Origin of the sequence: Bacteroides sp. 2201st1_D9_2201SCRN_220225, from assembly GCF_040928965.1 — a bacterium.
Lineage (GTDB): Bacteria > Bacteroidota > Bacteroidia > Bacteroidales > Bacteroidaceae > Bacteroides > Bacteroides stercoris.
Map to the genome: position 1 here is coordinate 1 of NZ_JBCODG010000098.1, position 12,672 is coordinate 12,672.

Sequence of the window (12,672 nt, forward strand, 5' to 3'; positions counted from 1 at the left end):
ATCGGGGAAGCGTACCGAAATAAATCCTGTTTCCGTCTTTCGGTACGTTTTGTTTCTGTACCGGAATTAATCAAAGACATATTAAACGAAAGAAATCAAACAACGGTAGATAGCAAACGGCGTAACCTCCCCTAAAGGTCGGTTAGCCACCAAATATTATATTTAGAATGAAGAAACGGGACTATAAGGAGCAAGAACGACAACGGCGCTATTATTTCTTCGACTACCTGTTCTGGTTGGGAGAAATGGCACAGAGGCATTACAAGGGCGAGCCAAGACGCCCCGACGGGGAGTCCATGCTGATGCTTTGCATCATGATATTTATCTATGAGCCGATCTTCCTTACAACCGCTCATTTCCTTTTCGACTCCACGGTATTTGAGTGGTTTACAGTCGCCATGATAGCCGGAATCGTCGCAATTCTCCACTATCTATCGAATGGTCGGATATACCCGTTTTCACGAAGGGAAGCGGTCATGCAGCACTATGAGGGACGCAGGTTCAGCCCCTTCAGATGTTACTTCTTCCTGTTCTCCCTCGGCTTTCTGATGATTGCCGAAATGTACCTGTTGCCAAGCACACTGATGCGGATAGACGGGCGCAAGGCGGAGCCGGTGGAGAACACACGGACGGAAGTTCCGCAAAGGTGGAGGGATTACCTTGCGCTGCATATCACGGTAGGAGCCCGTCAGGAAGTACCCAGCGAAGCCTTGCAATATCTGATTAATCAGGACGGTCGCACATCCCGATACGGGCAACCGGTCTATGTCATGCAGGTAAGGGAGGAAGATATGGGAGGAGAGTTCCGTGTAGGGCTATTGAACCATGCCACCTTTGATGAAATCCAAGACGGCAGCCAGAAGTTTGTCGAATGTACATGGGTCAAGGGATATACGCCGGACAGCATAAGGGTACTGCTGACCGGGTGGTACGAGGTGAGAAACACCGGGCTTTGTCCGGTGGACTCTCTGGAATGGACGGAAGATACGGAATTTTAAAACCTACAAAAGTATGAAAAGAGCAGAAACAGGAAGACCTCATTTATTTCGCTTGATTGCGATGATACATAAAACCGCATACATCCTTGCCTACGATATGCTGCGAAGGAAAGGGGGGCATGATTGGGTGGAGCGTCGGGCTGGTGGGATAATTGGACTTCCCTATCTCTCATTAATTTTGGTGGCATTACTTACGCTAAAAGACGACCCGAATAACGGTCAGAAAATAGTTACCGGCATATTGATCGGATGGGCGGTTGTCGCAGCATGGTGCATCTCCGGATTTCAGTTCAAACCTTCTGATTGGAGAATGGAAATCCGAGAAGAACTTGATTTGCGTCCTCTATATTGGAAAAAGGCGATAGAGGTGTACTATGCCGTTGTCATTGCAGTGGCGGTAGTGGCAGGCATTGTCATGCCCAATGTATAAATCCGAAGTGAAACATTAGTGGGAAATTCGCTACGGTCAGGGCGATGACGATAAGGACTATTTTGGCGAGCTTCCTGCCGGAGTGTTTCATCTTTCCGTAATATTTACGGAGCGCTTCACGCCGCCCGGCTGTGTAACGGAGCTGGCAAAATAAGTCGGGAAGAAAGCAAAGAATCATTACTATGGCAAAAGCAATTATCCAACTGAAAAGGCGAAATAGTAGCGGTATTCCAAGCGGTATGGTTATGGCAAACAGCCAGCATAGGAAAAGCAACATTCTCCCATTGAGATTGTTATGCTCTCGCTCGCTCCATTTTTCGGCTACATACCACATATAGTCGATGAAGCAGAACCGGTATTTGCGATTGTCCTTATCCATGCTCTCACCTCCATACAAAGAAATCGACCAATATGAGGATAATCAGAACGCTGACCAGCACTATCTTAATCCGTCGGCGTGTTTCGGGTTTGCAATCATCAAAGAACCATAGCTTTCCATGAAACTGCCACTCACATGCCCATTTCCAACGGAACAGCAACCCTGCAAGCCATAGGGCAAGCAACCCGACACCAAACAGCAACCCGTATTTAGGGTGAGCCTGCAACCACTCGAAAAACGCTTCCGCCTTGCTGTTCATAGCTTCGTATATATCGGTAACTTTCATTGCATAATTATCATTTGTCATACCATAATTCAATATACCAATCGCCCTCAATGTGTCTTGATGCCATACCGCCCGGTGCATCCGGATCATTCCTAACAAGCTCAATCAGGTCGTTCAGTTCCCAATTGACCGCATAGGTTGAGTCCTCCGCGAACCTGTAAGCATACTGCTTGTCCACACTCGGCCCGACAGACCAACCGGCAGAATAGTAAATGATAGAGATGCTTGGAACAATGGTGTCGGGCAGTTCCTCAATGGGAGGAATTGAGCTAAAATCGCCATGTTCAATCTGCCACAAAGTATGCCGGCTTTTGAAATACAATCTCCTACCACCCACCGATGCAAGCAGGGAATCAAGACGCGTGCATTTTTCATTGCCAAGACTTGACAAACACAATGAATCCGTTGCGCTCCCGATTGGATAGAACGGAGGGTAAATGTCGCCATACGGGCAATTCAACAGAATTTCGGTTATTTCATTAAACGCATCTTCATGGGCATAGAAATTATGAATCATATCCTCGTCAGACGGAGGATTGAAACCTCTGTTGCCACACCCTACGGCAATGAAAGCCACTACAGTTGCCGACAATAATACTTGCAGAAATCTACTCGCCATAGCCGATAATCGTGATTCCGAACGCAAAAATAATGTTTTTCGTCCACTCAATCACCACGTTATGCCGAAAAACAATGTGCCGGATGCTCTTTGTCTGCCGTAAAAACAGTATTTTTGTAAAAATGGAAATCAGCTATGGCTTTCAAACGGAAATATAAGTTCAGCATAATAGACCACCTGTATTATGCGGGTCGCATACGACGCATCCACAACAGGTGGTCTATGCCGTTGGATGCTATCTTCTTGTGGGTTTTCGCTGTTGTCCCTTCGCTTCTTATAATAAGATTCCTATACTGGGTAATACCGTTGTGGCTGCCGTCAGCTTTGTCTGTCGGCTTGGTCTGGGCAGCAGTAGAGGTGTATTCAAAGATTGAAAAGAAGTACTTTACCAAAGCGCGGGAGCGTGCCTATTACCGCCTTTATCCTGAAAGAAAGGATAAAAACTATTTCTGGCTTCAGTTACTATTGCCGCTTGGTCTGTTTCTGATTAATTTGGGCATAGCCTATTGGCTTTTCTTTGTGTATCAATGAGCGGGAAGAATGGTAATAGTTTATGGTTCTGATATTTTAAAATTTAGACAATGAGCAAAATTCCAACGATAATTGTGATAATGTTATTATGCGGTTGCAGTTCCATGAAACACTACGGCGTGTTTCAATGTGACAATGGCAACGATTATGTCAGCGAGGGATTGTACCGTATCGTGGACAAGCGAGGGCGTATCGGGTACGCGGACGAAAGCGGCAGGACGGTCATCAAGCCCCGCTTCGCCTTCGGCTTCCCATTCGAGAACGGCAAGGCAAAAGTAACCGACAAGGGAGAAATGAAAGAAGTGCCGGGTTCGGACGGAGAATACCACTATTGGAAAAGCGACGAATGGTATTACATCGACAAGAAAGGGAATAGAAGTGAAGAAAACAGACAACAATAGTCTTACTTGAGAGACTTGAAAATGCCGCAAGGGAAACCGATTTGGGTTTATGGATGAACGAGACAATACATGCGTCAGATACATAGATATTTATCGTTTCGAAACACGGACGGGAGCTTGAAAGGCTTTCTAAAAACATCCCTGCTGTGCGATGATGCTTCTCAAACGGGACAAGTTTTCTGCTAGGGCAGTCTTCACGGAGAGCAGGTAATTCCTGCGCCCCCCCTTCCGTGCCGGAATCCATCACGATCTCGGAAATGCCGGCATCCCATTCCGAGGGAAAAAGCTTGTAGCCGGTATGTACTTGTCTTGCCAGACGGTTGTGAATCACTTGATAGTAGAGCGAGCCTTCCTTCATCTCGACGGAAGAGGCACGGAATTTAACTTTTATTGTTGCCATGAATATATCTGTTATTTAATTTTTCACCTGAAAACTAATCCCGGGGAAACCATTGCATGAATATTCATCTGCCTTTAACACATCTAAAAGCAAAAAGTCCCTTGGCGCACCGGCGTCACAGGAACTTTTCACATATAAAAGACACATGTTCTTTCACTGTATGCGTATATATTCCGAATACCTGATTTCCACATACGGGTTGTCACTGGAAATGGACTGATGGATAGCCTTTACACGCTTCCAGAACCACCATCCCTTGTATTCTACCCAAACCGCCTGATTGAGGGTTACCGGAACTTTGATGTCGCCTTTGAGCCGTTTGTTCTCGATCAACCCGGTAAGTTGGATATACGGTGTAACCATCTCCACCTTCTGCCGCAGCAGTGGAACGGTATCACGGATAATGAGCGTGTCACGGATGGCGGCATCTATCGGGGCTTTCACTTCGACTTCATGCCGTGCAGCCACTTCGAGGTTCCTGATTTTCACGCCTAGCCTTTCGATGGTCTCGGCATCCTTGGCACGGAACTCTTTATACTCATCTATAGTCAGCCGCAATGCCTTGGCATCGAGGACCATCGTCGCTGAATCGATCTGCATCCGCTTCACATCGGAAAGCAGTGCGGTGCTGTTCATGCGGAATCGGTCGCGTTCTTCCGTGAGGCGTATTGTCCGCCGGTGCTGCAGCCAGAGGATGCTACAGAGCAGCAACACCGTTGCCAGAAGTATTCTGTTTAATCTACTCATATGATACTGATTCTTCGGGGATGAACCACAGAAATTCATCCATATAGATTTCTTCCAACAATACAAGGCCGCCCCGGTTCTTTTTTCGGTTCTGCGGGAGGTCTTCAACGACCAGTCCACGGCGACCGACCAGTTCGTCCAACCTCATTTCGGAGAGTTCAGGCGAAGCGATGATGGTAACGTATGCATTCTTTTTCATAACTGGTCTTTCCATGATGTTTTTACTTGTGCGTTCCCTGACATTTGAGAAGTTCACGGATATCGGCACGGATTTCGTGCAGGTCATTCTGTACCGTGTTGAGCTGCATCATGGTTGCCTCGAACACGGACTTGTCCAGCTTCATGGCGTTGATACGGTCATACTGGTTCTTGATTTCCACTTCCAAACCGATACATTTGGTTTCCAGTTCTGCAATTTGGGCGGTGTTGTTGACATGCTGTATGTACAGTGTCAGCGAGAACGAGAGTACCACGACAATGATCTTGAAGTACTTCATTACAAATTCTTTGAGTTGTTCCATATCTTATTCCATTAAAAGTGAGAATGCGTCCCTGATAGCCCTCAGCAGAGTCTCGGCTGCCGCACTATCCCGGAACCCATAGATGACAAGCGCGATCATCATCGCCAGATAGACCCACCAGGCGATTTCTTCCTTAGTGATTTTACGTTTCCGCTTCGCCATCTTTTACAGGATTTTGGGGTACGATTACATTGAAGATAACATTGCCGTCGCTGCCTTCGATACGCAGGCGGTTCTCCTCCTTGTGCCTGATGGGGAAGATATCCATCAGCGCCTTGGCGGCATTGACCGACACGGCCCTGAGCGGTGCCGGAGAGAGCGGCACACCGAAACGGTCTGTATAGTCCGAAGTGGCCGTCTCGTCCATGATTGCCTTGAGAGTCTCGGTCACCTGCAGCTTTACAGCCATCGTCTCCATCTCGAACCGTTCCGAGGAGAGCAATGCCTTGATATGTGCCAGCACATGCGGTTTGTTCATCAGGTAATTGGCCGAAGCATACGGGTTCTTCACCGTATCCTCACCGAATACCTCCACAAAGCATTTTTTCGGCCGTCCGGCATATTCCAGCCCGCCGTTCACATAGAGGTTGCAGAATTGCAGCTCCTGCTCCGTGAGCGGTTTCTCTTCCGGCCTATCCTGCGTGTTCGTTATCTTGTCTGACATCGGTTCTTCCTTCCTTTTCTGAAAGAGTAGCGGGTTTGTATCCCGGAGGTTTTACAAAATCCGCCTTTTCATTGAGCAACTGCTCCATTAATGCGTCATAGAATACCTGGGCCAACGCATCGGCACACGCCTCCGCATCCGCTAGCGAGTTGATGAGCCGCAGGTTGAACTTGATTTCCAGGTCGTAGCCCGATATGAACGCCATCAGTTCGTTCCCGTCATAGCCCAGCGCCCCGTAGGTCATCCGGTCCGCCGTACGGAATGTAATGGTCTCGGGAATCTGTTCCCGGTCAATGCCTTGGGCTTCCTTATTCGTGTCCATACTCATATCTTGAAATATTTACGGGTTTTCTCTTTCTTCTGTGTAGCGATTGCCGCCCCTTCCGTCTGGCGCAGACGGGAGGTATAGACCCCCAGGATGTCAAGCGTGGCCGTCACATCCGCAGCCGCATCGTGGGCATCGTCCAGTTCCACCCCCAATTTTGAGGCTACCAGTTCCAGTTTATACGAAGTAACCTCCGGATCAGCGGCAAAAGCCAACCGTCCCATGACAAGCGTGTCGATGTAGTGCGGCTGGAAGTTGCCGTAATAGTCCTTGGTACCGGAAAAGGTCTTTTCAAACTCGGCGGCCAGTCCGGCATAGTTCATCAGCTGTTGCAGGAATCCGATATCGAAAGCGATGTTCTGTCCGACCAGCACGGGCTTGCACTGATAGCCCTTCGAGAGGGTGCTGCGTTTGGCGAAGGCGATGACTTCTCCGGCGACTTTCTTCATGTCCACACCCTGTGTGCGCAGCATCTCCATGGTAATGGCGGAATAGTCCAATGCCGTCTGTTCGTACTTCATCGGGACATATTCCGGTTCTTTCGCCTGTTCATGGCGGGTACGCAACACCTTGCGTCGGGGAAGCCCCGCGTCCTGTTTCCCGTAGGGGGCGATATACGCCTGATAGCGGTCGAATACCTGCCATGTGTCGAAACGGACGGCTTGCAGGGCGATCTGTGTACAGGCGCATTCACGGCAGTCCAGCCCTCCGGTCTCGAAGTCCAGCCCGATGCCTACATATATCTTCTGTTCTGTCTTGGGTGCCATATCTTTTCAGGATTGAATGAATAACAATGAGTTCCTATAGGTCTGTAATGTATTGCATCCGTTGTAGTCGCTGTAACGGATGACGGCAGTGAGGATGACCACCCGGTCTTTGAGCGACTGGATCTCGGTGTGGTGTTCCATGTAATAGTCGTTCCAGCATACACATTCCGCCAGACGGTTGTTCTGGGAGAGTGTCAGCTTGGCGAAACGCTTCCGGCTTCCCGTCTCCCTGTCCTTGTAGGTATGTTCGGTTACATCCACCACCGTGGCGCAGACAGTCGCACGCCTGCCGTCGTTCTCGTCCCGTGCCACCTCGTCCAGGGTCAAGTAAGAGGCTTTTCCCTTGACCTGCCTGCGGGCTTCCGAATTGTTGAAGATGCGGCGATAATCGATGCTGCCTATGCCCGACACGGCAATCTGCTGCTGCGACCAGAAGAAATGCCGCCCGCGCATGTCCTGCGGGAAGTCTTTTTCAGAAAGGGAGAATCCCAGTTCCCGTGCTGCGCGTTCGAGCAGCGCGCAGCGTTCGGTAACCGCCCCGACTTTTTCGATACGGTCGAAGCATCCGGCAAGGATCATGTGCTTGACATGCCGGGCGTTCACGGGGACTTTCACGGCCTCTTCCGCGTTGTCGGGGTCGTCCCAGTAACTGTATTTCTTGAGTTTGTAACGGAATATGCGGTGGATGAAGTTCTCGATACCGGTATATGCCCCGCCCCGGTCGCGTTCCGTGACGATGTATTCCACTGTCTTGACACCGACCTGTTTGATACGGGTAAGCGACCAGAAGATTTCATCGGTGGCATAGTCGGTGAAGAACTCCGTCCCGGAGCGGTTGATGTCCGGCGGCACGATCTTGGCCGACGAGCAGCGTTCCATCTCCGCCATCAACGAAGGAATCTCCTTGTCGTCCGCCCATTGCAATGCCACCGTGTAGAATGCCGAGGGGTAATTGGCCTTGAGCCATGCCCCGCAATAGGCTGTAAGGGCGTATGCCGCGGCATGGGAACGGTTGAACGAATATTTCCCGGCTACCTCTATCTTGTGCCAGATTTCCTCCGCCTCATAGTCCGGGCATCCGTTCCCGACGGCTCCGGCAATGAAATCCGCCTTCAGCGTGGCCATCAGGTCGGCTTTCTTCTTTCCTATGGCCTTGCGCAGATAGTCGGTCTTCCCGAGGTCGAATCCCCCGAGCGTATGAGCAACGGACATGAACTGCTCCTGGTAGACCATGATTCCGAAAGTGTTCTTCGTTGCTTCATAACAGCCGTAGTTATAGACCGGGGCCACTTCGCCACGCCTGAAACGGACATAATCATCGGTGGCACCGATGTCGAGTGTGGCGGGACGGTACAGGGCATTGATGGCGATCAGGTCCTCGATACACTCCGGCTGTACATCCTGGATAAACCGGGTAATGCCCGGCGAAGAGAACTGGAACACATTCTGCGTGTTGCCGTCCGAGAGCAGTCGGTAGGTCTTCCCGTCTTCCAGCATATCCTGCGTAATACGCCCGATAGTAAGTTCCTGCCCGAAATTTCGGTTGACCAACGCGATGACGGCACTCAGTTTGGCAAGTTCCTTTGTCGCCAGCACATCCTCCTTCAACAATCCGATCTCATCGACCGAATAGCCGTCGAACTCCGATACCAGTGCCCCGTCCATCTTACGGACCGGCAGGAAATCGAAGCATTCGGCGGGCCTGCCGTCCCGCGTGTCCGGTGTGACAACGATGGCCGAGGCGTGTATGGAGGCCGCTTTGGGCTGTCCGAGCAATCCTTGCACGTCCTCGATGACCAGCGGATAGGTCTGGATAAAGTCCCGAAGTTTTCTGTTGAAGGCAGCCTGTCTGAACAGTCCTGTCCAGTCCGTGCCGTCATCTATCATGGCGGTAATATAGTTCACGATGGAGTGAGGCACGCGGTGTACGCGTGCCACGTCCTTCAAGGCGGCTTTCAGTTTCATCGTGGTAAAGGTGCCGGCGGAAAAGACACGCTGGCGGCCGTCCGCGTTGTACCGTTCTTCCAGGTAATCCTTGATCTCCTGCCGCCGGTCGGAGGCATAGTCGACATCTATGTCCGGCAGCGAAGCGTGGCCGCCTTCTGTCAGTCCTTTGTCCACAAAGGCATCCATGACCGTCAGCGGTCCGTCTGCTTTCCTGATTCTTATATGTGTTACTTTCATCTGATATATTTCTTGTATCGTATTATCGCGCTTACCGTCTGGCGGCTGACACCGTACTGTTTTGCCAGGCTGTTCTGGGAAGCCTGGCCGGAGGAATACCTCACCCGTATCTCTTCCGCCTGCCCGTTGGTCAGTTTGGCGTTCACGCTTTTCTCGCCGTAATCCCGTTTGAGGCCACCCGCTATGGCATGTTCCATATTCCGCTGGTGCGTACACATTTCCAGGTTATCCGCACGGTTGTTGTCGCGGTTCCCGTCGATATGGTTCACCTCCAGTCCCGGATTCCAGTCGGGCAGGAAGTGCTGTGCCACCAGACGGTGCACGGAGAACTTCTTTCCGACACCGCCCTTGTAGAGTCGGACACAGTCATAGAGCGAAGTCGTCCCACACCAATGACACATGATACGTTCGGGTTGTGTCCAGGTGATACCGTCATGCGAAACTTGCCGTTCCAGACTCTTGACACGCCCGAGGTTGCTGATCTTGTACTTTCCTTCATAGTTCTTGATATCCACCCAGATTTCCCGGGTGTCAGCCATGGGTTATACGGTTTAGTGCTGTCTGAAAAATTCCCAGGTCTATCTCCACGCCGATGAACCGGCGTCCCGTATTCCGGCAGGCCACGGCTGTACTGCCGCTGCCCATCGCAAAGTCGAGGACGATGTCTCCTTCGTCGGTGTAGGTGCGTATCAGGTATTCCAGCAGGGCGACAGGTTTCTGTGTCGCGTGCAGGCAGGAGAGCTGCTTGTCCGTCTTGAATTTCAGCACACTGCGCGGATAGCGTTCCGTGGATATGTAATCCCGGAAATTATCGTGCTTCCGGTATATCTCGCCGGCATCGCATTTCCGCTGGTGTTCGGCCATCACGACCTTGCGCTTGTGCCCGTCCGTCTTGATCGGATGATACTTCGGCAACCTGTCGTAAAAGACCAGAATGTCCTCGTGCGCCTTCATCGGCATACGCCTGGCGTTTAGGAAGCCTGTCGCCTGCGTCTTCTCCCATACCCAGGCATACCGCAGCCTGCGGAGATTGGAGCTGCCCAGCAGGCTCGTAAAAGGATGCTGGCAGAACAGCAGTACGGGAGTGTCAGGTCTGGATATGCCCTGTACAGCATTCCACATCCCGGGGATGTCTATCACAGCGTCCCATCGACAATGTGTCGTACCGTATGGAGGGTCTGACAATACCATGTCGGCAGTGATGCCTTCTTCAGCCAGCAGGGGCAGCACATCGAGTGCATCGCCCCGGTAAAGGTCGCAACCGTCATAGGGACGGTGGTGTTCGTAGGTCGGATTCATGGGTTTCGAGTTCCTTTAGGTTCCACAAGCAATCTCGGCGGTCAAAAAGGATTTCGTCGCCACACATCAATTCATCTGCGTATATCGTCCGCTCTTCTCCGTTACGGATTACCCGCATCCGGGCATCCGTGCACAGACGGTAAGTCTTGCCTTCAGATTCCATCTCCACATAGCGTTCGCCCTTGCCGAGTGTGATGTCCGGGGCAAGCACCGTCAGTTCGTCTTTCCAGCTGAGCCCGCAGCGTTCCGGCACGAGGAAGCGCGAGAAGATAAGGTCGTATTTCAGCGGGTCGATGGAGGTTATGCCAAGCAAGTAGGAAACCAGCGAGCCCCCGGCGGAACCGCGACCTATACCAGTTGCGATGCCTCTCCGGTGCGCCTCCCGCACCATATCCCACTGCACCAGGAAATAGTCCACATTGTCGGTCGATTCAATGATATAGACTTCCTCGTCCAGCCGTTCCCGATAGCGTTCCCGCTCCGGTTCCGGCACTTTCCGGTCCAGCCCGTCGTCAAGCAGTCGGAGGAACATCGTACGGCGGTCACCATACCGTTCCCGCTCTTCCGGTCGCATACGGTATTCCGGCATGAACATTCGCCCGGTCTCGAATGAGGCGTCCGCACGTCCGGCAATCTCCACCGTGGGACGGCACATGCGCCTGAACAGGGAATCGAAGTCCCATTGCCCGGAGAACAGAGGACGGAGCGTGTCATACAATTCATCCGCTGTCTTGAAATACTGGTCATCGCTCTGTTCATGGGCGGCTCCCGTGGCAATCTTGTTCACCACGATTCTGTACCCTGCATCGTCCTTGTCCATGTAGTAGCAGTCCGGAATCAGGACTGGTTCTACTGTAAATGAATCCGTGTCGGCATCATAACAGTTGCCGAAATAATATTTCAGGGCTTCTAGTTGCTCCCTGTCGATGCGGTCCGCCTTGTATTCGTTGGCGTCGACCTGGTAATAGACCGCTTCGGCACCTTTCCGGATACGCTTCACCTGTTTGGGGTGTCCGGCCATCCAGTAGACGGAACGGATGGCGAAAACCACCACACAACCTGCGGCATACATCAGCAGCTGTTCATAGCGGAGGGTGTTGTCTTCCGAATCGACCATGACGGCCCGTTGGATGCGCAGCAGATTATGCAGCCCCTCGTTATCCAAGGCATAAATCTTCAGCCCGACACGTTCTTCTTCGTGCATCATTGTCAGCGAGTAGCCGAATATATGTTTCAGCCCGGTATTGGCGCACTCCTTCTGAAGGTTCAGCGTGGCGGCCATTGTATTGCGGTCGCAGATGCCGACAGCCGTATGCCCGAGCCATTTCGCCTTGCGGCACAAATCTTCCGGCGAGCAGCAGGCGTTCAGCAGCTCGTAGGAGGTATGGATGCCGAGGTTCACGAAAGGTACATCATGTACCGGAGGCTTGGGCCGGCCGATATATTTCAGCAGGTTGAAACGGAATTCTTCCCGCAGGTCATAGTAGTACCAGTTCCTGCCGAACGGGAAGGCCACATGGAAGATTCCTTCTTCCATCAGCACATCCGGACTTTCCATCAGGTTGAACACGAGCTTGTCCCCGTCGCCGCGGAAGATGGATTCCACTCCCGACAGGTCGGCCGTGAAAAGCCGCCCGAAGCCGGGAATATCCACCACTTCCGTATCGACCGGGATATAGGTTATCCGTTGTGCATCGAGCCATGAGAAAAGTTCCTGTATCATCTTTCCTGTACTTTTTTGAGTTTGTATTCAAGGACGGACAGCAGGCGGCAGGCGAAAATCCCGTAGATTTCCGCTTCCGTGAGTTCGTCCCAGTCTTTGGCGGCATCAGCAATGTCCGCGATGAAAACCTCGAAATAGGGTTTCAGCCGTTCAGCCGTCCGCTTTACCGACTCGACGGCATCACCATCGTAACCGATGACTACGGTTCTGACGCCTTTCGATTGCAGCTTGTAGATCTGTACATCGGATATTTTCTTTCCGAAAGTGGCCACGGCTGCGACATGGGAATTGTCATAGAGTTCGAGTCTGCGGGTCAGGGCGATGACATCGAAAATACCTTCCGCGAGGATGACCGTATCGGTTTCATCCATACGGACGGCATCGTAGTTATAAAGGAG

At 51.6% G+C, this 12,672-nt stretch carries 19 protein-coding genes; 4 read left to right on the top strand and 15 right to left on the bottom strand.

From position 1 onward, the window contains the following. Positions 1-167: 167 nt before the first annotated feature. The gene (locus AB5903_RS20350) at positions 168-998 is read left to right on the top strand and encodes a hypothetical protein (protein WP_009316574.1); all 831 of its coding nucleotides are present in this window, start codon (positions 168-170) and stop codon (positions 996-998) included. A gap of 61 nt (positions 999-1,059) precedes the next feature. Then, positions 1,060-1,428: a hypothetical protein gene (locus AB5903_RS20355; RefSeq protein ID WP_018665651.1), complete on the top strand. Its 369-nt coding sequence runs from the start codon at positions 1,060-1,062 to the stop codon at positions 1,426-1,428. Here AB5903_RS20355 and AB5903_RS20360 read toward each other — a convergent pair. From AB5903_RS20360 to AB5903_RS20370, 3 genes are read right to left on the bottom strand one after another with little or no spacing between them, the layout of a single operon-like run. Next, positions 1,412-1,807 (bottom strand): hypothetical protein, encoded by a 396-nt coding sequence (locus tag AB5903_RS20360; protein ID WP_018665652.1) that lies wholly within the window; start codon positions 1,805-1,807, stop codon positions 1,412-1,414. The two genes, AB5903_RS20355 and AB5903_RS20360, sit on opposite strands and share 17 nt — an antisense overlap. A 4-nt stretch (positions 1,808-1,811) precedes the next feature. Next, positions 1,812-2,093 (bottom strand): Imm17 family immunity protein, encoded by a 282-nt coding sequence (locus tag AB5903_RS20365; protein WP_009316572.1) that lies wholly within the window; start codon positions 2,091-2,093, stop codon positions 1,812-1,814. Positions 2,094-2,103: 10 nt separating this feature from the next. After that, positions 2,104-2,712, bottom strand: coding sequence for a DUF4948 family protein (locus AB5903_RS20370; RefSeq protein WP_009316571.1), 609 nt, complete (start codon positions 2,710-2,712; stop codon positions 2,104-2,106). 135 nt (positions 2,713-2,847) lie between these two features. Between AB5903_RS20370 and AB5903_RS20375 the strand changes: the two genes are divergently transcribed. Both AB5903_RS20375 and AB5903_RS20380 read left to right on the top strand, forming a co-directional pair. Beyond that, positions 2,848-3,243: a hypothetical protein gene (locus AB5903_RS20375; RefSeq protein ID WP_009316570.1), complete on the top strand. Its 396-nt coding sequence runs from the start codon at positions 2,848-2,850 to the stop codon at positions 3,241-3,243. 50 nt (positions 3,244-3,293) lie between these two features. Beyond that, complete coding sequence (locus tag AB5903_RS20380; RefSeq protein WP_009316569.1) at positions 3,294-3,644, top strand: WG repeat-containing protein; 351 nt, start codon at positions 3,294-3,296, stop codon at positions 3,642-3,644. 553 nt (positions 3,645-4,197) lie between these two features. On the opposite strand, the gene AB5903_RS20385 is transcribed toward AB5903_RS20380, so the two are convergent. The 12 genes from AB5903_RS20385 to AB5903_RS20440 all read right to left on the bottom strand — a co-directional run. Further along, entirely contained in the window at positions 4,198-4,791 is a 594-nt protein-coding gene (locus AB5903_RS20385) for a DUF6549 family protein (protein ID WP_008860767.1), read from the bottom strand. Then, positions 4,784-5,005, bottom strand: coding sequence for a hypothetical protein (locus AB5903_RS20390; RefSeq protein WP_009316567.1), 222 nt, complete (start codon positions 5,003-5,005; stop codon positions 4,784-4,786). The genes AB5903_RS20385 and AB5903_RS20390 overlap by 8 nt, the downstream gene beginning before the upstream one ends. Before the next feature lie 7 nt (positions 5,006-5,012). Next, entirely contained in the window at positions 5,013-5,312 is a 300-nt protein-coding gene (locus AB5903_RS20395; RefSeq protein ID WP_004322861.1) for a hypothetical protein, read from the bottom strand. A 3-nt stretch (positions 5,313-5,315) separates the two neighbouring features. Further along, positions 5,316-5,474 (bottom strand): hypothetical protein, encoded by a 159-nt coding sequence (locus AB5903_RS20400; RefSeq protein WP_008860769.1) that lies wholly within the window; start codon positions 5,472-5,474, stop codon positions 5,316-5,318. Next, on the bottom strand, positions 5,455-5,976 hold the full coding sequence (locus AB5903_RS20405; protein ID WP_009316566.1) for a hypothetical protein: 522 nt from the start codon (positions 5,974-5,976) through the stop codon (positions 5,455-5,457). The genes AB5903_RS20400 and AB5903_RS20405 overlap by 20 nt, the downstream gene beginning before the upstream one ends. Continuing rightward, the gene (locus AB5903_RS20410) at positions 5,945-6,304 is read right to left on the bottom strand and encodes a hypothetical protein (RefSeq protein ID WP_009316565.1); all 360 of its coding nucleotides are present in this window, start codon (positions 6,302-6,304) and stop codon (positions 5,945-5,947) included. The genes AB5903_RS20405 and AB5903_RS20410 overlap by 32 nt, the downstream gene beginning before the upstream one ends. Then, a complete protein-coding gene (locus tag AB5903_RS20415; protein ID WP_008860772.1) occupies positions 6,301-7,068 on the bottom strand; it encodes a PolC-type DNA polymerase III in 768 nt (255 codons plus the stop codon). The genes AB5903_RS20410 and AB5903_RS20415 overlap by 4 nt, the downstream gene beginning before the upstream one ends. Before the next feature lie 6 nt (positions 7,069-7,074). Beyond that, positions 7,075-9,252 carry a DNA polymerase III subunit alpha gene (locus AB5903_RS20420; protein ID WP_117965151.1) on the bottom strand — a complete coding sequence of 726 codons (2,178 nt, stop codon included), beginning with the start codon at positions 9,250-9,252 and terminating at the stop codon, positions 7,075-7,077. After that, positions 9,249-9,791, bottom strand: a complete 543-nt coding sequence (locus AB5903_RS20425) for an HNH endonuclease (protein ID WP_004322855.1) — start codon at positions 9,789-9,791, stop codon at positions 9,249-9,251. Before AB5903_RS20425 ends, AB5903_RS20420 begins: the two co-directional genes overlap by 4 nt. After that, the gene (locus AB5903_RS20430; RefSeq protein ID WP_009316563.1) at positions 9,784-10,551 is read right to left on the bottom strand and encodes a site-specific DNA-methyltransferase; all 768 of its coding nucleotides are present in this window, start codon (positions 10,549-10,551) and stop codon (positions 9,784-9,786) included. The genes AB5903_RS20425 and AB5903_RS20430 overlap by 8 nt, the downstream gene beginning before the upstream one ends. Continuing rightward, positions 10,517-12,274, bottom strand: coding sequence for a PHP domain-containing protein (locus AB5903_RS20435; protein ID WP_004293558.1), 1,758 nt, complete (start codon positions 12,272-12,274; stop codon positions 10,517-10,519). The genes AB5903_RS20430 and AB5903_RS20435 overlap by 35 nt, the downstream gene beginning before the upstream one ends. After that, positions 12,271-12,672 (bottom strand): toprim domain-containing protein (locus AB5903_RS20440; protein ID WP_368118184.1); only part of this gene is annotated, 402 nt, incomplete at its 5' end. The genes AB5903_RS20435 and AB5903_RS20440, both read right to left, overlap by 4 nt.